Genomic DNA, 17,663 nt, shown 5'->3' on the forward strand with positions numbered 1-17,663 from the left:
TGAGTATAATTGCTACTGATTTTCCTTGGTACTTAAGTAGTTAAAGCCGGGCTGAATTCATAATGCATTTACTGTAGATAACAGAACAGACTACCCACCCTGTTTTGTCCGTTTGTCAATAAACTTTCTTATTACGTAGTCTTTTTCTTCGTGTACGCTATTCGTTTGTCAGCAATTCGATGGTATTGCCTGATTGGGCTCAGTCTGGTAGTCGTGCCTTGTTGGTCTGCTAGTCAGCCAACTAATAGCGTCGTGAGCCAAGACACGACGGAGCACGCTCACCGGTTTCAGTTTATTCCGCTGCCCGTTGCTTTCTATCAGCCTGAAACGAGGATTGCGTACGGTGCGCTCGGGGTATGCCTGTTCCGAACCGATAGTAGCGCCCGGACGTCTAATGTTGATTTCGCCGTTATTCATACGCAGAACCGACAAACGGTGGTCGAGCCGACCTACACGATTTTTACCAAACAGGAAAAATACTTGATTCGGGGCATGCTGCTGTTTACCCATTTTCCGGAATTTTATTACGGGATTGGACGAGGGAGCCAGGATAACCAGAAAGAATTGGTTTCCTACAAGAGTCTGCGGGCGTACAACCGCTTTCTGCGGCAGGTGACGCGAGGCTGGTTTGTCGGGCTGCAGCAGCAGTATTTTAAAACCTTCGACGTCAGTCGCTCGTCGGATCGGCCCTTCCCCACGCAAACCCTCATTGGTGAGTTAGGTAGCACCGTCAACGGCGTCGGGATCGCGAGTGTGGTCGATACGCGGGATAATATTTATACGCCGGTACGGGGATGGTATGCCGACGTGTCCATCATGGACTATGGCAAGCACCTGGGCAGTGAGTACCGTTTCACCAACTATCTGGTGGACCTGCGGCATTATTGGGCGCTGACGCCGAAAACGGTGCTGGCTGGTCAGGCGTTTCTTAATGTGAACGTTGGCGAGGTACCGTTTAAACAGGCAGCCACTTTGGGCGGAGCTTCGTTGCTGCGGGGTTACTACAACGGGCGCTATCGGGATAATGACGCCCTGGTGTTACAGGCCGAAGTACGACAGCGGATTGTTGGCCGATTAGGTGGCGTTGCTTTTGCCAGTGTAGGCGACGTCGCCCACCGGCTTAATGACTTTACGATTGGTGGACTGAAACCTACGGGTGGTGGTGGACTACGGTACCTAATCAGCCGCCGGGAACATCTCAACCTCCGAGTCGACGCTGCCTTCGGTCACCACACCAAGGGCTTCTACGTGAACATTTCTGAAGCATTTTAGTCGGATTTGCGTCCGTAACGTATCCTGTTCGCGTTGGAAAATAGCACCGGAAGATTCCAGGTAAATGGCGAAAACTTCTCGCGCCTGTAATTGGCGCTCCAGCTGGGCAGCATGGCGATAACCCGTATCGCTTCGTTATCCCAGACTGCCCCAGCCGATTTAATTACTGCTGCCCTGGGCGAGCTTCCGCTGGCATTGCCAATAATCTTCACGAAAACCCTGACCGTCGAATCGGCCGGTAACACAGGCAGGGTTTTCCAGTCTATATGGCCGTAAATGAACCGTCGAAGCTCTTCAGACTCCGTTTCGTACCGTGAAACCGTTGTCTTTCGATTATCGAACGTTTCTTTTCCGGTTACACGTCCCTGAATGCACCCATAAACCGTTTCGAACTGGTAGATTGGTTCATCGCCAAAATACCGGATTAATTGGCCATGAGTACAGACCAGTTCGCCGGAGAACCAGTCGGCGGCCACTTTTCCGTTCTGGTACTGATCGCCGAATAGTGTCGCTAGCGAAATTGTGTCCTTTTTGTTAAATGAGCAGGAAATAAGGCCTGTCAGGTAGAGTTTTTGGCCGGACAACTGCCAGTAGCCTACGTAACCGCGCCAGCATCCTGTGTAAACAAAGGCAAATATTGCACTGACTTGTCTGGATTTCTCCGGCAAAAATTCAAGCGGGTAGGAGTAGAGCAGAAACGTATCCCCCTCAATAACCAGACGGTCTGGGGTTTGTGGTGTGGCAAGCGCTGAGTAAGAACTTCCGATAAGCCATAGAATGAAGAGAACACGATTGATCATAGCAGATTAGGTTTCCTGCTAGATGCTGACCAACGTTGTTTTTCATAAGAATATCAAATCATCAGCAACCGCCAGATGCCAGAAATTAAGAGCAGGATAATACCCGCCGGAGTGAGAACTTTCCAGCAAAGGAACATAAGCTGATCGACCCGCAGACGGGGAAAAGTCCAGCGGACCCACATCTGTGCCAGCACGGCCAGATACACTTTAGACAAAAACCAGAAACCGCCCGTTACGTTGCCCCAGATGGTGCCCGGTGCGCCACTGGTCCAGTCGGCTAGCCGGAGGGGGCCAAGGTTAGGAAGGGGTGTATTCCAGCTACCCAGGAACAGTACGACGCCCAGCATAGAAACCAGCAGCATCATGCCGTATTCTGCCATGTAAAGCAGAGCAAATCGCATTCCCGAATATTCCGTGTGAAAACCACCAACGATCTCAGATTCGCCTTCGGGCAGATCAAAAGGAGCGCGGTTTGATTCGGCCAGCGTGCAGATAAAGAAGATGATGTAGGCAACCAGAAGAAAGGGGTTGCGTAAGATATTCCAGGTGAAAATTCCTCCCCAGTTTGTTACGTCGATACCCAGGCTTTTGAGACCGAATAGGTAGTTCGTCTCGGTGGTGTAAATACCCTGCTGAAAGCTGACTTCCTGAAGGTTAAGCGTCTGACAGATCATAACGACGCTTAGAATTGTCAGCCCCAGCGGAATTTCGTAGGAGATGATCTGGCCAACGGAGCGCATGGCCCCGAACAACGCGTACTTGTTGTTGGAACCCCAGCCCGCCATCAAAATGCCCACTACGTCGAAGGAAACGATGGCCATCAAATAGAAAACTCCCACAGCCGCACCCGATGCAATAAAATCAGGCGTTAATGGCAGCACGGCAAAACCCGCAAATACCGACGCGAAAATGACCAACGGTGCCAGCAGAAACAGCTTCCGGTCGGCAGCGGTCGGAACGATATCCTCTTTCTGGAGGAGTTTTAACAGATCGGCAAACAACTGCAACAAGCCCCATTTCCCGGTTTCCATCGGACCAAGCCGGTCCTGCATGAACGCCGATAGTTTCCGTTCGGAATACACACCAACGATAACAAAGCCCGACGCAATGGCCAGAAAAATGGGGAGAGCAAGCAGCATCTGTGTAGGTGAAAATCAGTTGGTCGACGCTACGCAACGTCGACCAACTAACTGAGAGAATCTAAAACTCCGCCGTTTTTGGCGCGCGGGGGAAGGGGATAACGTCGCGAATGTTGCCCATGCCCGTTACGAATAGCACCAGTCGTTCGAAGCCGAGGCCAAAACCCGAGTGCGGAGCGGAACCAAACCGGCGCGTATCCAGATACCACCAAAGGGCTTCGGGCTCGATGCCTACCTCGTGCATACGGGCAACCAGTTTGTCCATGTCGTCCTCCCGTTGCGAACCACCGATGATCTCGCCGATACCAGGGAACAGAACGTCCATGGCGCGTACCGTCTTCCCGTCGGCATCCTGCTTCATGTAGAAGGCTTTGATCTCGCGGGGGTAGTTCGTCAGAATAACGGGCTTTTTGAAATGCTTTTCGACGAGGTAACGCTCGTGCTCCGACTGGAGATCGACGCCCCAGCTAACCTCATACTGAAACTGCTTCTTCTTGGCTGGTTTTGAATCAACCAGAATGTCAATCGCTTCGCTGTAAGTTAGTTTGACAAACTCGTTGTTGATCACAAAATGGAGTTTGTCGAGCAGACCCATTTCGCTTTGGTCTTCTTTCTTTTTTGTTTTCTCTTCCTCCTTCAAGCGATTGTCGAGAAAGGCTAGATCGTCGGCGCAGTGCTGGATGGCGTACCGGATCACGGTCTTGACGAAATCCTCTGCCAATCGCATGTTGTCTTCCAGTTCGTAGAAAGCCATTTCGGGCTCAATCATCCAGAACTCGGCCAGGTGGCGGGTCGTGTTCGAGTTTTCGGCCCGGAACGTTGGTCCGAACGTATAAATTTTACCCAGCGCCAGCGCGCCCAGCTCACCTTCCAACTGTCCCGAAACGGTCAGGTTGGTTTCTTTACCGAAGAAATCCTGGCTGTAATCAACTTTGCCTTCTTCGGTGAGGGGAGGCTTGATCGCGTCGAGCGTCGTTACGCGGAACATCTCACCCGCTCCTTCGGCGTCCGAGGCCGTAATGATCGGGGTGTTAAGGTAGTAAAAGCAGTTGTCGTTAAAATACTGGTGCACGGCAAAGGCCAGCGCATGACGCACGCGTAGGATGGCGCTGAACGTATTCGTGCGGGGACGTAAATGAGCCAGTTCGCGCAGGAACTCCAGCGAGTGCCGTTTAGGCTGCAACGGATACTTCTCCGGATCTGCGGGACCGTAAATCGTTACGTCCTCGATTTTGACTTCAACGGCCTGACCTGATCCCTGTGACGGAACCAACTGCCCCGTAACGGCCACACAGGCCCCGGTCGTAATCAGCTTCAGCGTTTCTTCGGGCAACTGACCCGCTTCGGCCACCGCCTGAACGTTATTTATGGTCGAGCCATCATTCAACGCAATAAAGATGGCATTTTTGCTTTCGCGTTTGGTACGTACCCAGCCTTTAACGGTGACCTGGGTGTTGACGGGAGCGGTTTTAAGTAACTGCTGAATGGGTAAATAACTCATGCTGGAACGACAACAGGATGGTGTTCGGTCCGCAAAAATACGGATTGTCGGCCGAACCGCCCACTACTTTACGATAAGCCAATCGCCGTAAGGCGATTGATCAAGGGATAAATAGCCGATTTTATCGTTAACCAATTTGGAGGGCTGCCTGTACACAATGGCATTTTTGTTGAATTCTGGTTGGACAAAAGACCGTTATCCGTTTGTTTTGTCATCAAATGGGCCTGAACCGGCCACTAGTCTACCATTCTCAACGTTACTTATGGCTATTACACTTTACATCACCCGGCACGCCAAAGCTGAAGATCGGGCTATGTTTATGGCCGACCATGATCGGGATTTGCTGCCCGACGGTATTATAGCGGCTGCCCGAATGGGACGTTACCTGCGTGAACAAAACAGTTGCCCCGATCTGATCATCAGTAGTACTGCCAACCGGGCACGTGATACCGCCAAAGTAATGGCCGAACAACTCGGTTACGCTGTCGATCAGATTCAGTTTAAGGAAAATCTTTTTGATGGGGGCATGCAGGCTTACCTGGCAGCCGTGAATGCCGTTTCTGCCAACGTTCAGTCAGCGATGATCGTGGGACATAATCCCGATGTGTCGTACTTTGCAGAGTTTTTAACGCATCAGGCCGTCGGCTCGATGAGCAAAGGGGCGGTTGTCGGCGTTACGTTCGATGACCTGACCTGGGCAGACGTATCCGGGCGAACGGGTAGCTTATCGTTCCAGATGGCTCCTAAACAGTTGCCCACCGGGGATCGATAAGATTGGCCAGCGCGGGCCTGTGACTGACTACTACTATGAATCGCAATCGCCGTATATTCATTATTGTTTTTGTCGTTTTTACGACTGTTGTTGCTCTCTTTGCCATTGACATGGCGAGCCGGACTACGGCGCCCTGGAATAAACGCAAACAGATTGAACGCGCGCTACCCACCGAAGTTGACGGCACGGCCGTTGATACAACGGCCACTGATACGTTATTAATCCCCTGATCTATGCTCTCGCTGAACGCCGTTCACCACGTTGCTATCATTTGTTCGGACTACGAACAATCCAAGCAGTTTTACGTCGAGAAACTAGGGCTGACGGTGCTCAACGAAGTGTACCGGGCCGAACGGCAGTCGTACAAACTTGATCTGGCCGTTAATGGCCTGTATCAGATTGAGTTGTTTTCTTTCCCGAACCCGCCCCAGCGCCCTTCCCGACCCGAAGCGGTTGGTTTGCGCCATTTGGCTTTTGCGGTAATGAACCTGAATGAGGCTGTAGCGTACCTGCTAACGGTGGGTATTGAGACCGAGCCCATCCGAGTCGACGAAATCACCGGGCGACGCTTTACGTTCTTTGCCGACCCGGACGGACTCCCGCTTGAATTGTACGAGCAATAGTTTAGGTTTTTTGTCATCCCAACCGGGGCTCATAGCCGCCAGCAGGGATGACAAAACCGATTACTTACGCTAGTCAGAGACTTTTCAGAAAGTCTAACAGTGCCTCATTGACTTCCTCTGGCCGTTCCTGTTGAACCCAATGCCCGCAGTCGGGGACGAGAATGGATTCACGGAGCTGTGGTACCAGCTTAGGCATGTCGTCAATGATTTGACGCATCCCCGGAATACTCAGTCCCACGTCGCGGCTGCCCACCATGTACAGCGCCGGGACTTTTACGGGCAGCCCGTTGAAAGCCGCCATCAATTCCCAGTTGCGATCCAGATTGCGGTAGAAGTTCAATCCACCCCGGAAGCCACTTTTCGTAAAGGCATCGGTATATACGTCCAGATCTGCTTCGGTGAGCCAGTCGGGTAGGGTAGTTGGAGCTGGTAAGGGAGCCAGTAACCCCGCTTGGCGAGAAACCATCCCAAAAGGATTGGGTGTACCGTCGTTTTCCTGCCGTGGCCCCGCATTACCGGAGGCACCAAAAAGAATCTTTCGAAGTGTCAGACGAGTATCCTGCTCAAACTCGGCTTCGGCGATACCCGGTGGCTGGAAATAAAGGGTGTACAAAAGGGCGTCTTCCGTCTGCGGGAAAAGTTGCGTGGGGGCCATTGGTGGCTGTCCCATCATCGGTACGCCAAAAGCCGCAACGGCCCGGAAACGATCCGGACGTAACAGAGCCGCGTGCCAGGCCAGCGTGGCCCCCCAGTCATTGCCGACAACGACGGCTTGGTCAACAGCCAGCGCATCGAGCAGGCCGACCAGATCCCCAACCAGGTGTAAGATGGTGTACTGGTCAATGGCTTCGGGGCTTTGGGTCTGGCCGTAACCGCGGAAGTCGGGTACTACAACCCGGAATCCGGCATTAGCCAATGGCGCAAACTGATGCCGCCATGCGTATCCGGTTTCGGGAAAGCCGTGGCAAAGTAGAACGAGCGGACCTTCGCCCTGCTCGGCAATGTGCATCTGAATGCCGTTGGTGTCAATAAATCGCTGAGTTAATGCTGTCATTACGTTTTTTATTGGGTTACTACTGCCGTTAAAACTCGCACTAAGGCGTTTGCATCGTCGGGGGTGTTGTACAAATGCGGGGCGATACGTAATACCTGCGCCCGTGCCGATACTGATACGTTCTCCGCCTGTAGTGCCTGCTGAACCGCCATTGGATCAGCGTGGTCAGGAAGCCACAATCCAACTAAATGATTACTGCGCCCCCGCGTTCCCTGTTCTGGTTCGATGTAGCACCCTAGCTGCTCTAAAGCGGCCCAGGCCGGTGCCATTAGGTCTTTACAATACGCCTGAATGCGATCGGGCTGCCAGTCCAGAAGTTGATTCAGGGACGCTTCGAGCATGGGCATCTGGATAAAGTTTGTCGTTTCGCCCACGTTATACCGAAACGCTTTAGGGCCGTAGGCCGGCTGGCGTTCCATCAGCCGGTGAAACTGGTTACTGTTCAGCCGGTTCATCCAGCTTTCTTCGAGCGGAATTCCATCGTCGAACGCCGGTCCAAAGTAAGCTAGTCCCAATGAGTACGGTCCCATCAGCCACTTGTACCCCGCGCAAATGAGCGCATCGGGCTGAACTGTAGCCAGATCGAACGGGAGTGCACCAACTGCCTGCGTTCCATCAACGGCGAGCCAGGCACCAACTTCCCGCGCCCGCTGGCCAATTGCTTCCAGGTCGAACCGGATGCCGTACATCCAGTGGGTCGGTGGGGCAACCACTAAAGCCGTATCGGGGCCGATGGCCTCCAGTACCCGATCGTTCCAGCGCGGCCCTTTAGGTGTATCGCTGGGCATGGGTACAACGGTTATCATCAGCCCTAACTCCTGACAAACATGATCCCAGGCATACACATCGCTCGGGAACTCACTGTCAACAAGGACAATACGTTGCCCCCGCTGAATGCCGGGCTTGTGGGCTAAGTTTCTGGCGACGACAGCCATGCCGTACGAGACCGAAGGAATAACCGCAATACGATCTGGGTCGTCATTATTAATCAGTTTAGAGAAGAGCGACCGAACACGGGCCGCACCACTAAAAAAATCGTCGGGCCGCAGGCCGAACGGATTGGCATGCTGCCGGAGAGCGTCGTGGCCGGCCTGCTCAACGGCTTTGCTGTAAGGAGAACGCGTAGCGCAATTGATGTAGTGAATACCGTCAGGTAGGTCGAACAAATGCTTTTGTGAAGCGAGCAAAGTCTGGTTGGTCATAAAACCGAAAAATAAAGTGCATCAGGAGAGGGAAATCTGGCACGAGGTTTGTTCCTAATGTAAACAAAACAGAAACTTGTAGTGTCTGCAGACGAAGAGAAAATGAATAGTCAGTAAGATACCACAAGAAGGAACGGCAGCCTAACTTCGTTCAATTTGCCGTTCAACCAACCAGTACAAGCAGTTCATCGGCGAGAAAGCCGTTTTCGATACAAAAAAGACGTTCATGTAGTTTTGGGTTAGTTAGGTTTGAAGATCCCCGTTGCCGATTCAGCAACGGGGACTTGTTTTTTAAAGGAGGAAGGGGATGGAAGAAAGGGAGGAAAGAAAGAGAGGAGGATGGAGGAAAGGGATTGCTGACGCTCATTTTTCCTTTCCTGCTCCCCTCCCTTCCTCCTTATTTTTTCCTCGTCCCTTTCCTCCTTCCTCCTCTTCTCCCTTTCTCCTTTACCTTCTTCCCGCCCTCGGGTGGAACTCCCGTAACGTTTGCTGGAGATAGTCGCGGTCGAGGTGGGTGTAGATTTCGGTGGTGGTGATGGATTCGTGACCCAGCATCTGCTGAACCGCCCGCAAATCGGCCCCTCCTTCGATCAGGTGCGTAGCGAAGGAGTGCCGGAAGGTGTGTGGGCTGATCACTTTATGAATACCCGCTTCGGCGGCCAGCTTCTTGATGGTGGTAAAGACCGAGATACGGGAAAGCTGTTTGCCCCGCAGGTTCAGAAAAATAGTGTCTTCGTCGCCTTTCTGCACGTCGAGCTGATTGCGAACATGCTCAATGTAAATTCGGGTGTAATGCATGGCATCCTGACCAATTGGGACGAGTCGTACTTTATCCCCCTTGCCCAGTACCCGAATAAAACCTGCGTCGAAGAAACAATTCGTCAGTCGTAGATTCAGTAGTTCCGTTACGCGTAAGCCTGAACTGTATAGTACTTCAAGTATGGCCCGGTCGCGGGTACCGCCGGGTGTGGACAGGTCGATTACGCTGAGCATGGATTCGATCTCCGGAAAGGTCAGCGTATCGGGAAGCTTCCGGCCGAGTTTGGGTGCTTCCAGCAACTGTGTTGGGTCATGCTGGATCAGGTTTTCGTACACTAAGTACTTAAAAAAAGATTTCAGACCCGAGAGCATCCGTGCCTGGCTGTGCGCCGATAAACCCAATTCACCCAGATACGCCAGAAAATTCATGAGCTGTTTCTCCGATACCTGTATTGGTGACAGTGCTGGATCCGTGAGTAAAATGTACTGGTAAAGCTTTTCGGCGTCGTGCAGATAAGCTTCCACCGAGTTTTCGGACAGCGACCGTTCGAGTTTGAGGTAGTTCTTAAAGGCGTTTATATAACTTTGCCACATACGGGTAAATCAATGAAACAAATTCTCATCATTAACGGGCCAAATCTGAATCTGCTGGGCAAGCGTGAGCCGACCATCTACGGAAATCGCTCGTTCGAGGAATACCTGGAAACGCTGAAAACGCGCTTTCCGGAGGTGCAACTTCGCTATTTTCAATCGAATCACGAGGGTGCCATGCTCGACAAAATTCACGAAGTTGGTTTTGATATCGACGGTATTGTGATCAATGCTGGAGCTTACACGCACACCTCGGTGGCCCTGGCCGATGCATTGTCGGCCGTAACGGCCCCAGCAGTAGAGGTGCATATTTCGAATGTGCACAGCCGCGAAGCCTTTCGCCACCATAGCTACCTGACGCCCAAATGTAAGGGCGTTATTGCGGGGCTGGGTTTACAGGGTTATGAGCTGGCTATTCGGTATTTGATTGACTTGTAGGAGCGTAACGTGGTTTTCCTGTTACGAGCGGCTACTGAGCCACCATTGTCTTTACCAACTGAGTAATCAGTCAATGCTATATCCATGATTACGTTTTATCCAGGTCCATCAAAGGTTTATCCGCAGGTCGCCGATTATGCCGCTCAGGCCGTTCGCGAGGGTATTGTCAGCCTGAATCACCGGAGCGCCGGTTTCATGGACATTGTCCGGGAAACGGTCCGGCTGCTGCACGAGAAACTGACTATTCCTGGCGACTATCACATCGCGTTCGTATCGTCGGCGACGGAATGCTGGGAAATTGTGGCGCAGTCGCTGACGGCTGACGCGAGTCTGCATCCGCACAGCGGGGCGTTTGGCAAGAAATGGGCCGAATACGCCTACAAGATCAAACCGCCTATCGAACTGAACCGGGCCGACGTACTTTGCCTGGTGCAGAACGAAACGTCCAATGGCACGCAGGTACGGATGGAGACGGTGGCGCAGTTCCGGCGCGAGTTTACGGGTATTATTGCCGTTGATGCTGTTTCGTCGATGGCTGGTATTACGTTCGACTGGCAACAAGCCGATGTGTGGTTTGCCTCGGTGCAGAAATGCTTTGGCCTCCCTGCGGGACTGGCCGTCCTGATATACTCACCAGCCGCCCTGAAGCAAGCGCAGACTATTGGCGAGAATGAGCACTACAATAGTCTGCTGTTCATCCACGAAAACTTCGCCAAGTTCCAGACGCCTTACACGCCCAATGGGCTGGGTATTTATCTGCTTATGCAGGTGCTGCAACAGGTGCCGCCTATTGCACAGGTAAGCGACGTAACAAAACGACGGGCGACCAACTGGTACACGTTCTTCGAGCAGGAAATGGCTAACTCGCCCTTTAAACTGCTCATTACGGATAAAGCGGTACGCTCCGATACGGTGATCGCGGTGGAAGGCTCGCCCGAGGCTATCAAAACTGTTAAGACCGCAGCTCAGCAAGCGGGCATTACGTTGGGGAATGGTTACGGAAACTGGAAAGACACAACCTTCCGGATTGCGAATTTTCCGGCCATCACCGACGAGGAAATCGAACAGCTGATGCAGTTTCTGAGAACGTACCGTTAGTCAACAAATACCCATCAAGCAGATTCTTTATCGCCAACCGCTACCCGCAGTATGTTTAACGTAAAGGAAATAATTTCCGTCACGCTGATTCTATTCTCTGTCATCGACGTTATTGGGTCGTTGCCGGTGATTATCGATTTGCGGAAGAAAGTTGGTAAGATTGAGTCCGAACAGGCTACGATCGTGTCGGGAGCGCTGATGGTTTCTTTTCTGTTCGTCGGCGAACGAATACTCAAGCTGTTCGGTGTCGACGTAGCGTCTTTCGCGGTGGCAGGGGGATTAATTATCTTTCTGATTGGCCTGGAAATGATTCTGGGTCGCACCATTTTTAAGTCGGATGATACGGTCGGGGGCGCGACGCATATCGTACCGATCGCCTTTCCGCTCATTGCGGGGGCCGGTACGTTGACGACCATCATATCACTACGAGCTGAATACCAGACCATCAATATCATCGGTGGCATTGTCATCAACCTCTTACTGATTTATGCCGTACTCAAATCATCGGAATGGCTCGAAGGGCGACTTGGGCCGGGAGGTCTGGGCGTACTACGTAAGATTTTTGGGATCATTTTGCTGGCGATTGCCATTAAGCTACTAAAAACAAATCTGGTAGCGGATTTCTGATCGAACTGGGCGACTCGCTCATACCGTATGCACTTATTTTATCAACCAGACCTGGTAGCACCAGCTACATCGGGTTTCCTGACCGACGATGACTCGCGGCACGCGGTCAAAACGTTGCGATTGGGCGTGGGTGAGACCATCGCCGTAACGGATGGACACGGAAACCGGTATTCTGCCGTTATTAGTCAGGCTGACGCGCGCCGGTGCGGGTTCCGCATTATGGACGTAAAAACGACACCGCCCCGCCCGTTTTCCATACGGATCTGCGTCGCGCCAACCAAGAATATTGACCGGATTGAGTGGTTCATCGAAAAAGCAGTGGAGATAGGAATCGATCGAATCAGCTTCTTTTTCGGGCAACATTCCGAACGGCGCGTGCTTAAACCAGAACGGCTGGAGAAGATTGCCGTAGCGGCTATGAAGCAGTCGTTGCAATCGTACTTACCACAACTGGATGATGCCGTACCGTTTTCCCAACTGCTGGCAACCCTAACCGAATCGCAGCGGTTTATTGCCCATCTGCCTGATAACGAGCAACCACTTAATCTGGGTAAACAGGCAGCCGTAGGAGGGGAGTACGTTGTACTGGTCGGTCCGGAAGGAGATTTCTCAGAAACGGAGATCAAGCTGGCTGTTGATGCCGGATGTCAGATAGTTACCCTAGGTCCTAACCGACTTCGTACCGAAACGGCCGCGCTGGCGGCCTGCCAGGTACTAAACTTTATAAACGTATGAAGAGATTGCTGCTGATTGTAGGATTATTGCAGGCCCTGGCAACGGTATCATATGGCCAATACGCCTACAAGATCGCCAAGTTGAAATACAACGGTGGAGGTGACTGGTATGCCAACAAAACATCGTTGCCGAACCTGATCAAGTTTGCCAATGTGAATCTGCGGATGAATATCTTCCCTGAAGAAGATATAGTTGAGCCGGGCAGCCCGGACCTGTTCGAGTATCCGTTCGTGCACATGACGGGGCACGGGAACGTATCATTCAGTGAGAGTGACGTCAGGAATTTACGTCGTTACCTGATGTCGGGCGGCTTTCTGCACGTGGACGACAACTACGGTATGGACAAGTTTATCCGGCGTGAAATGAAAAAGGTGTTTCCCGAGCTATCGTTTGTGGAGCTGCCGCCCAACCATCCCGTCTACCAGCAGAAGTTTAAATTTCCGAGCGGCCTGCCTAAGGTACACGAACACGATGGCAAGGCCCCTCAGGGGTTTGGGATAATTTACAAAGGGCGGCTGGTTTGCTTTTACAGCTACGAGTGCGACCTGGGGAACGGTTGGGAGGACCAGAGCGTTTACAATGATCCCGACCAGTTGCGACAGCAGGCATTACGTATGGGTGCCAACCTGTTACAATATGCCACAACGGCAAATTAGAGAATATAAATATTCGGTTAGACAGTGTCTAAACGAACGGAAATTCGTTAGCTTTGTAGGACTGTTTTTAGCCTAGACAGCGTTCACATTTTAATTATATCTACTGTGATTGTACTGGCCGCATTTATTGCACACTGGTATCTGTCCCTGTTCTGTCAGACATTTTTCCTGCACCGGTACTCGGCGCACAAGATGTTCTCGATGAACAAATTCTGGGAGCGTTTCTTCTACGCCCTGACCTACGTATCGCAGGGGTCGTCCTACCTGAGCCCGCGTGCGTATGCGGTGCTACACCGGATGCACCACGCCTTCAGCGATACAGAAAGAGATCCTCACTCGCCCCATCATACCAAGAACATCTTTACGATGATGTGGCAGACGAAAAATATTTACAACGCCGTGCTGCACCGCAAGCAGGTTGTTGAGCGTCAGTTCGACCGGAATTATCCCGAGTGGAGTTTTATCGAAAAAGTAGGTGACTCGTGGTATTCCCGCGCTGGCTGGGGTGTCCTGTACAGCCTGTTTTACATCCTTGCCTTTTTGTATCTGGATATGCACTGGGCGTTTTTCTTCCTACTGCCCGTTCATTTCGTGATGGGACCCGTACACGGTGCAATCATCAACTGGAGTGGTCACAAATACGGTTACTCGAACTTCGATAACCACGATCAGTCGAAAAATTCGCTGATTCTGGATGTTGTGATGATGGGCGAACTGTTCCAGAACAACCACCACAAGCGGCCAAATGCAGCTAACTTTGGGGCTAAATGGTTTGAGTTTGATCCAACCTATCCCGTGATTACGGTACTGCATAAGCTGCGTATCGTTCGGTTGCGACCGTCGGCTGAAGCGAAGAAGGCGCAGCATGAAGTAGGTCACGATCGGCTGGTTGAGCAGCCTAAAGAAGAGCAAGTCGAAGCATAGGCTTGTCATACATGAATAGCAAAAAGCCCCGACCAGACTGGTCGGGGCTTTTTGCTTATATTGACTAACGCTGCTTTCTTACAACAGAACGTTGGCAACATCCTGCCAGGAAAGCACTCGTTGAAATTCGGTTTCGTTCCGATTGTGCAGTGCGTTAAATAACAGGCCCTGTCCCTGAAACGTCCGTAGGTTGCGAGCGAGATCGTCAATCAGAAAGTCGGTGTTCAGAATGCTCTTGTCGCCCAGGAAAACGTAGTTATGCCAGGTAATGGCCGGAAAATGCTCCTGTAGCCAGTCCCATTTCTCGCGCAGGGAGTTGGGGAACTCCTGGGCCGCCGTGGCGATGAATATGTCGTATTTCGTCATCAGATCAGCGATTACGTCCTGAGCCCCTTCCATCACCGGAATATCGCGGAAGAAGCCCGGCTCGTAGACCCGGTTAGAAATGGCTGCGTACTCGTGCTCGTCGAACAGCTCGTGAAATGACTTTTCCTGGAGTTCTTCCAGTGTGTAGCGTGGGGTTTCGCCCTCCAGATACAGACGAATGAATTTGGCGTGGGTGTCAGCCATTACGTCGTCCATATCAATGGCAATGCGTTGTTTCATAAATGAATCGGATAAAGCAATTAGAGACTACGATTTATATCAAACTTCTCCAGGTAATCGGCGACGCGCCGGACAAATTGTCCGCCCAGTGAACCATCAACCACGCGGTGATCGTAGGAGTGTGAGAGAAACATCAACTGACGAATGCCAATGAAGTCGCCCTGGGGGGTTTCGATTACAGCGGGCTTTTTGACGATGGCACCAAACGCCATAATGGCTACCTGCGGCTGCACGATAATGGGCGTTCCCATCAGGTTGCCAAAGGTGCCAATGTTGGAAATGGTATACGTACCGCCGGCCAGATCGTCGGCGGTTAGTTTGTTCTCCCGGGCGCGTTTAGTCAGGTCGTTTACTTTTTTGGTGAGGCCAACCAGGTTGTACTGGGCTGCGTCGTGAATGACGGGTACAATCAGGTTGCCGTTGGGAAGCGCTACCGCCATCCCGATGTTGATCGACTTTTTGACGAGAATCGTATCGCCTTCGACTGATACATTGATCATCGGAAAATCCTGAATGGCTTTCACGATAGCCTCAATCAGGATTGGCGTATAAGTCAGGTTTTCGCCCGTTTGCTGCTTAAAGCGATCTTTGACACTCGTACGCCATTGCACAACAGGCGTCAAATCAGCTTCAACGAATGAGCTGACGTGCGGAGAAATCTGCTTGGACTCCACCATCCGTTGTGCAATCATCTTCCGCATCCGGTCCATCTGGACAATATCTGCCTGCCCGTTTAATGAGCGTTGGGCTGGGGGCTGGGGGCTGGGTATTGAGGGCGAAGTGGCAAGGGCGTTGGGTTTTGATGGGTTATTGGGCTGAAGGCTTTGGGCGTGGGATGTTGAATTCGGCGAACCCTTCGCCCCATCGCCCTGAGCCCCACGCATGTTCCCCTCCGCGCGGTCAATGACGTAGGCGAGAATATCTTTTTTCGTGACACGATTCTCAGCACCCGAGCCGGGAATTCGATCTAGTTCGTCGCGGGAAATGCCTTCTTCCTTGGCTATATTTAGTACCAGGGGTGAATAAAATCGAGTGTCGAACACGGGTGTGTCGCCGGCTAGTGCGCTGGGGGAGGCCGCTACCGCCTTAGCTGGACGACTGCTCATGGCCAGGATACTGGTTTCCATCTCCCGCGCCGATTCAAGCGTTTCGGTATCTTCGGGTTCGGCCGGTACGTTAGCTACGTCACCAATACCAATCGGTGTTTGGTCAGCCTCTTCTGCTGGTTCATCAGCTTCAGGTTGTTTCGTTGGTGGAGTGTTCTCTGACGCACTGTCCGACGTGACCGTTTCTTCCGTGTCAATCCGAGCAATGGGAGCCCCAACGGCAACTACGTCGCCATCGTGAACCAGAATTTCTTTGAGTGTACCGCTTTGCTGGGCTGGAACTTCGGTATCGACTTTATCAGTGGCGACTTCCAGTACTGACTCGTCGGCTTCGATGCGATCACCGGGCTTTTTGAGCCAGCCGATGACCGTACATTCCATTATGCTTTCGCCCATTTTGGGCATAACCATGTCGATAAGTGCCATGTGTATATGAGTTGCGTGATCGAGTTCGTCGTGACTACGTATCACAATAGAATTTCTTCCCGCAGTAGATTAAGAACGTAAGTTGCCGTTAGTTGAATGTTCTGGTCGCGGTATTGGCCGAGTTTCAGTAGTTTAGCTACTGTTCGGGTGGGAGTTGCGCAGGCGATCCAGATCGTTCCAACGGGTTTGTCATCGGTCCCACCATCCGGACCCGCAATACCACTGGTAGCAATCGATACGTCGGTTCCCAGCGCCTTTCGAACGCCTTCAGCCATCTGGCGGACTACCTCTTCACTAACGGCACCAAATTGCGCCAGCGTTTCGGGAGATACGCCAAGCTGATTAATTTTTACGTCATTGCTATAACTTACGATACTGCCCATGAATGAAAGAGACGAGCCGGGAACGCTGGTGATACGGGCCGATACGTAGCCGCCCGTGCAGCTTTCGGCGGTGCTCAGTGTCCACTTCCGGGCTTGCAGCAAGCGGCCTACCACGCCCTCCAGTGTATCGTCGTCGTAGCCATAAACGTTTTTTTCGATGAGCGGTAATACGTCGGCTACCTGTTCGGTCAGTTCCTGATTAAGTACCGCTTCGTCCGAGCCCGTAGCCGTCAGCCGAAGGCGTACCCCGCCGAAACTGGGCAAGTAAGCCAGTTTGATATGGGCGGGTAGCTTATCTTCCCAGGCTTCGATTCGCTCGGCCAGGAACGACTCTCCAATGCCCACTGTCAGGATCATTTTGTGTTTGATCACCGGCGTAGCAAAGTGGTTCTGCAACGCGGGAAGAATCCGGTGCGTCATCAGATTCTTCATCTCAAACGGTACTCCAGGGAGCGATACGTAAACCCGTCCCTGGTGTTCGAACCACATACCAGGGGCCGTTCCCCAGTCGTTTTGCATGTAGACCGCGTTGGCTGGTAGGTCGGCCTGCGCCCGGTTTAGATCGGTCATTTCCCGGCCGCGTTTGGCAAAAAAGCTGGTGACTATTGCCAACGCTGTTTCGTTGCGAACCATGCCCACCCCGAAATACGTGCAGAGCGTTTTTTTGGTAATATCGTCCTTGGTCGGTCCTAGACCACCCGTCAGGATAATGATATCGGCGCGCTGATGGGCCTCGTTGAGCACCTGCAAAATATTCTCAACCTGATCGCCTACGGACGATTTGCGAATAACGCGGATGCCAATGTTTGTCAATTCGGTACCGATCCACTGTGTATTCGTGTCGGTAATCTGCCCGAACAATATTTCGTCGCCGATGGTAACTACTTCGGCCCGGATGGAGTTGGTCATAAAAGAAAGGTCGGACTAAACTTGCCGCAATTACTTGTCAAA

The 17,663-nt window shown here is 52.1% G+C and carries 19 protein-coding genes; 10 read left to right on the top strand and 9 right to left on the bottom strand.

The genetic code is table 11. The annotated features are described in order from the left end of the window. Positions 1 to 252: 252 nt before the first annotated feature. Complete coding sequence (locus tag ACYVAD_RS17165; protein WP_461140736.1) at positions 253 to 1,272, top strand: BamA/TamA family outer membrane protein; 1,020 nt, start codon at positions 253 to 255, stop codon at positions 1,270 to 1,272. On the opposite strand, the gene ACYVAD_RS17170 is transcribed toward ACYVAD_RS17165, so the two are convergent. The 3 genes from ACYVAD_RS17170 to asnS form a co-directional block, all read right to left on the bottom strand. Continuing rightward, the gene (locus ACYVAD_RS17170) at positions 1,269 to 2,072 is read right to left on the bottom strand and encodes a hypothetical protein (protein WP_461140737.1); all 804 of its coding nucleotides are present in this window, start codon (positions 2,070 to 2,072) and stop codon (positions 1,269 to 1,271) included. The two genes, ACYVAD_RS17165 and ACYVAD_RS17170, sit on opposite strands and share 4 nt — an antisense overlap. Before the next feature lie 53 nt (positions 2,073 to 2,125). Continuing rightward, entirely contained in the window at positions 2,126 to 3,208 is a 1,083-nt protein-coding gene (locus ACYVAD_RS17175) for a complex I subunit 1/NuoH family protein (RefSeq protein ID WP_461140782.1), read from the bottom strand. A gap of 64 nt (positions 3,209 to 3,272) precedes the next feature. Beyond that, entirely contained in the window at positions 3,273 to 4,712 is a 1,440-nt protein-coding gene (gene asnS, locus ACYVAD_RS17180) for an asparagine--tRNA ligase (protein ID WP_461140738.1), read from the bottom strand. 262 nt (positions 4,713 to 4,974) lie between these two features. Between asnS and ACYVAD_RS17185 the strand changes: the two genes are divergently transcribed. From ACYVAD_RS17185 to gloA2, 3 genes are read left to right on the top strand one after another with little or no spacing between them, the layout of a single operon-like run. Then, positions 4,975 to 5,484 (top strand): SixA phosphatase family protein, encoded by a 510-nt coding sequence (locus ACYVAD_RS17185; RefSeq protein ID WP_461140739.1) that lies wholly within the window; start codon positions 4,975 to 4,977, stop codon positions 5,482 to 5,484. A 35-nt stretch (positions 5,485 to 5,519) separates the two neighbouring features. Next, on the top strand, positions 5,520 to 5,714 hold the full coding sequence (locus ACYVAD_RS17190) for a hypothetical protein (RefSeq protein ID WP_461140740.1): 195 nt from the start codon (positions 5,520 to 5,522) through the stop codon (positions 5,712 to 5,714). A 3-nt stretch (positions 5,715 to 5,717) separates the two neighbouring features. Next, positions 5,718 to 6,107, top strand: a complete 390-nt coding sequence (gene gloA2 / locus ACYVAD_RS17195) for an SMU1112c/YaeR family gloxylase I-like metalloprotein (protein WP_461140741.1) — start codon at positions 5,718 to 5,720, stop codon at positions 6,105 to 6,107. 73 nt (positions 6,108 to 6,180) lie between these two features. Here gloA2 and ACYVAD_RS17200 read toward each other — a convergent pair whose 3' ends face one another. From ACYVAD_RS17200 to xerD, 3 genes are all read right to left on the bottom strand, one after another. Continuing rightward, a complete protein-coding gene (locus ACYVAD_RS17200; protein WP_461140742.1) occupies positions 6,181 to 7,161 on the bottom strand; it encodes an alpha/beta fold hydrolase in 981 nt (326 codons plus the stop codon). 8 nt (positions 7,162 to 7,169) lie between these two features. Continuing rightward, complete coding sequence (locus tag ACYVAD_RS17205; RefSeq protein ID WP_461140743.1) at positions 7,170 to 8,363, bottom strand: aminotransferase class V-fold PLP-dependent enzyme; 1,194 nt, start codon at positions 8,361 to 8,363, stop codon at positions 7,170 to 7,172. Positions 8,364 to 8,810: 447 nt separating this feature from the next. Next, positions 8,811 to 9,716, bottom strand: a complete 906-nt coding sequence (gene xerD, locus ACYVAD_RS17210; RefSeq protein WP_461140744.1) for a site-specific tyrosine recombinase XerD — start codon at positions 9,714 to 9,716, stop codon at positions 8,811 to 8,813. A 12-nt stretch (positions 9,717 to 9,728) separates the two neighbouring features. Between xerD and aroQ the strand changes: the two genes are divergently transcribed. The 6 genes from aroQ to ACYVAD_RS17240 all read left to right on the top strand — a co-directional run bounded on the left by aroQ (position 9,729) and on the right by ACYVAD_RS17240 (position 14,191). Then, positions 9,729 to 10,151 (top strand): type II 3-dehydroquinate dehydratase, encoded by a 423-nt coding sequence (aroQ, locus tag ACYVAD_RS17215; protein WP_461140745.1) that lies wholly within the window; start codon positions 9,729 to 9,731, stop codon positions 10,149 to 10,151. Between the two features lie 84 nt (positions 10,152 to 10,235). Then, complete coding sequence (locus ACYVAD_RS17220; protein ID WP_461140746.1) at positions 10,236 to 11,249, top strand: aminotransferase class V-fold PLP-dependent enzyme; 1,014 nt, start codon at positions 10,236 to 10,238, stop codon at positions 11,247 to 11,249. A 51-nt stretch (positions 11,250 to 11,300) separates the two neighbouring features. Then, entirely contained in the window at positions 11,301 to 11,876 is a 576-nt protein-coding gene (locus ACYVAD_RS17225) for a MarC family protein (protein WP_461140747.1), read from the top strand. A 27-nt stretch (positions 11,877 to 11,903) separates the two neighbouring features. After that, a complete protein-coding gene (locus ACYVAD_RS17230; RefSeq protein WP_461140748.1) occupies positions 11,904 to 12,611 on the top strand; it encodes a 16S rRNA (uracil(1498)-N(3))-methyltransferase in 708 nt (235 codons plus the stop codon). Continuing rightward, positions 12,608 to 13,267, top strand: a complete 660-nt coding sequence (locus ACYVAD_RS17235; protein WP_461140749.1) for a DUF4159 domain-containing protein — start codon at positions 12,608 to 12,610, stop codon at positions 13,265 to 13,267. The genes ACYVAD_RS17230 and ACYVAD_RS17235 overlap by 4 nt, the downstream gene beginning before the upstream one ends. Before the next feature lie 105 nt (positions 13,268 to 13,372). Continuing rightward, a complete protein-coding gene (locus ACYVAD_RS17240; RefSeq protein ID WP_461140750.1) occupies positions 13,373 to 14,191 on the top strand; it encodes an acyl-CoA desaturase in 819 nt (272 codons plus the stop codon). A gap of 78 nt (positions 14,192 to 14,269) precedes the next feature. Here the strand turns inward: ACYVAD_RS17240 and ACYVAD_RS17245 are convergent, their stop codons facing one another. The 3 genes from ACYVAD_RS17245 to ACYVAD_RS17255 are packed head-to-tail and all read right to left on the bottom strand — an operon-like array spanning position 14,270 to position 17,621. Then, a complete protein-coding gene (locus tag ACYVAD_RS17245) occupies positions 14,270 to 14,797 on the bottom strand; it encodes a 5' nucleotidase, NT5C type (RefSeq protein ID WP_461140751.1) in 528 nt (175 codons plus the stop codon). Positions 14,798 to 14,817: 20 nt separating this feature from the next. Then, positions 14,818 to 16,329, bottom strand: a complete 1,512-nt coding sequence (locus ACYVAD_RS17250) for a dihydrolipoamide acetyltransferase family protein (protein ID WP_461140752.1) — start codon at positions 16,327 to 16,329, stop codon at positions 14,818 to 14,820. Positions 16,330 to 16,370: 41 nt separating this feature from the next. Beyond that, the gene (locus ACYVAD_RS17255; RefSeq protein WP_461140753.1) at positions 16,371 to 17,621 is read right to left on the bottom strand and encodes a competence/damage-inducible protein A; all 1,251 of its coding nucleotides are present in this window, start codon (positions 17,619 to 17,621) and stop codon (positions 16,371 to 16,373) included. Positions 17,622 to 17,663: the final 42 nt, after the last annotated feature.

It is taken from the genome of Spirosoma pomorum, from assembly GCF_054776615.1.

Excerpts from the sequence above, each read along its gene's own strand:
- ACYVAD_RS17170 (WP_461140737.1), bottom strand. The coding sequence starts at position 2,072 with ATGATCAATCGTGTTCTCTTCATTCTATGGCTTATCGGAAGTTCTTAC.
- asnS (WP_461140738.1), bottom strand. The coding sequence starts at position 4,712 with ATGAGTTATTTACCCATTCAGCAGTTACTTAAAACCGCTCCCGTCAAC.
- ACYVAD_RS17185 (WP_461140739.1), top strand. The coding sequence starts at position 4,975 with ATGGCTATTACACTTTACATCACCCGGCACGCCAAAGCTGAAGATCGG.
- ACYVAD_RS17190 (WP_461140740.1), top strand. The coding sequence starts at position 5,520 with ATGAATCGCAATCGCCGTATATTCATTATTGTTTTTGTCGTTTTTACG.
- gloA2 (WP_461140741.1), top strand. The coding sequence starts at position 5,718 with ATGCTCTCGCTGAACGCCGTTCACCACGTTGCTATCATTTGTTCGGAC.
- ACYVAD_RS17200 (WP_461140742.1), bottom strand. The coding sequence starts at position 7,161 with ATGACAGCATTAACTCAGCGATTTATTGACACCAACGGCATTCAGATG.
- ACYVAD_RS17205 (WP_461140743.1), bottom strand. The coding sequence starts at position 8,363 with ATGACCAACCAGACTTTGCTCGCTTCACAAAAGCATTTGTTCGACCTA.
- xerD (WP_461140744.1), bottom strand. The coding sequence starts at position 9,716 with ATGTGGCAAAGTTATATAAACGCCTTTAAGAACTACCTCAAACTCGAA.
- aroQ (WP_461140745.1), top strand. The coding sequence starts at position 9,729 with ATGAAACAAATTCTCATCATTAACGGGCCAAATCTGAATCTGCTGGGC.
- ACYVAD_RS17220 (WP_461140746.1), top strand. The coding sequence starts at position 10,236 with ATGATTACGTTTTATCCAGGTCCATCAAAGGTTTATCCGCAGGTCGCC.
- ACYVAD_RS17225 (WP_461140747.1), top strand. The coding sequence starts at position 11,301 with ATGTTTAACGTAAAGGAAATAATTTCCGTCACGCTGATTCTATTCTCT.
- ACYVAD_RS17230 (WP_461140748.1), top strand. The coding sequence starts at position 11,904 with ATGCACTTATTTTATCAACCAGACCTGGTAGCACCAGCTACATCGGGT.
- ACYVAD_RS17235 (WP_461140749.1), top strand. The coding sequence starts at position 12,608 with ATGAAGAGATTGCTGCTGATTGTAGGATTATTGCAGGCCCTGGCAACG.
- ACYVAD_RS17245 (WP_461140751.1), bottom strand. The coding sequence starts at position 14,797 with ATGAAACAACGCATTGCCATTGATATGGACGACGTAATGGCTGACACC.
- ACYVAD_RS17250 (WP_461140752.1), bottom strand. The coding sequence starts at position 16,329 with ATGGCACTTATCGACATGGTTATGCCCAAAATGGGCGAAAGCATAATG.
- ACYVAD_RS17255 (WP_461140753.1), bottom strand. The coding sequence starts at position 17,621 with ATGACCAACTCCATCCGGGCCGAAGTAGTTACCATCGGCGACGAAATA.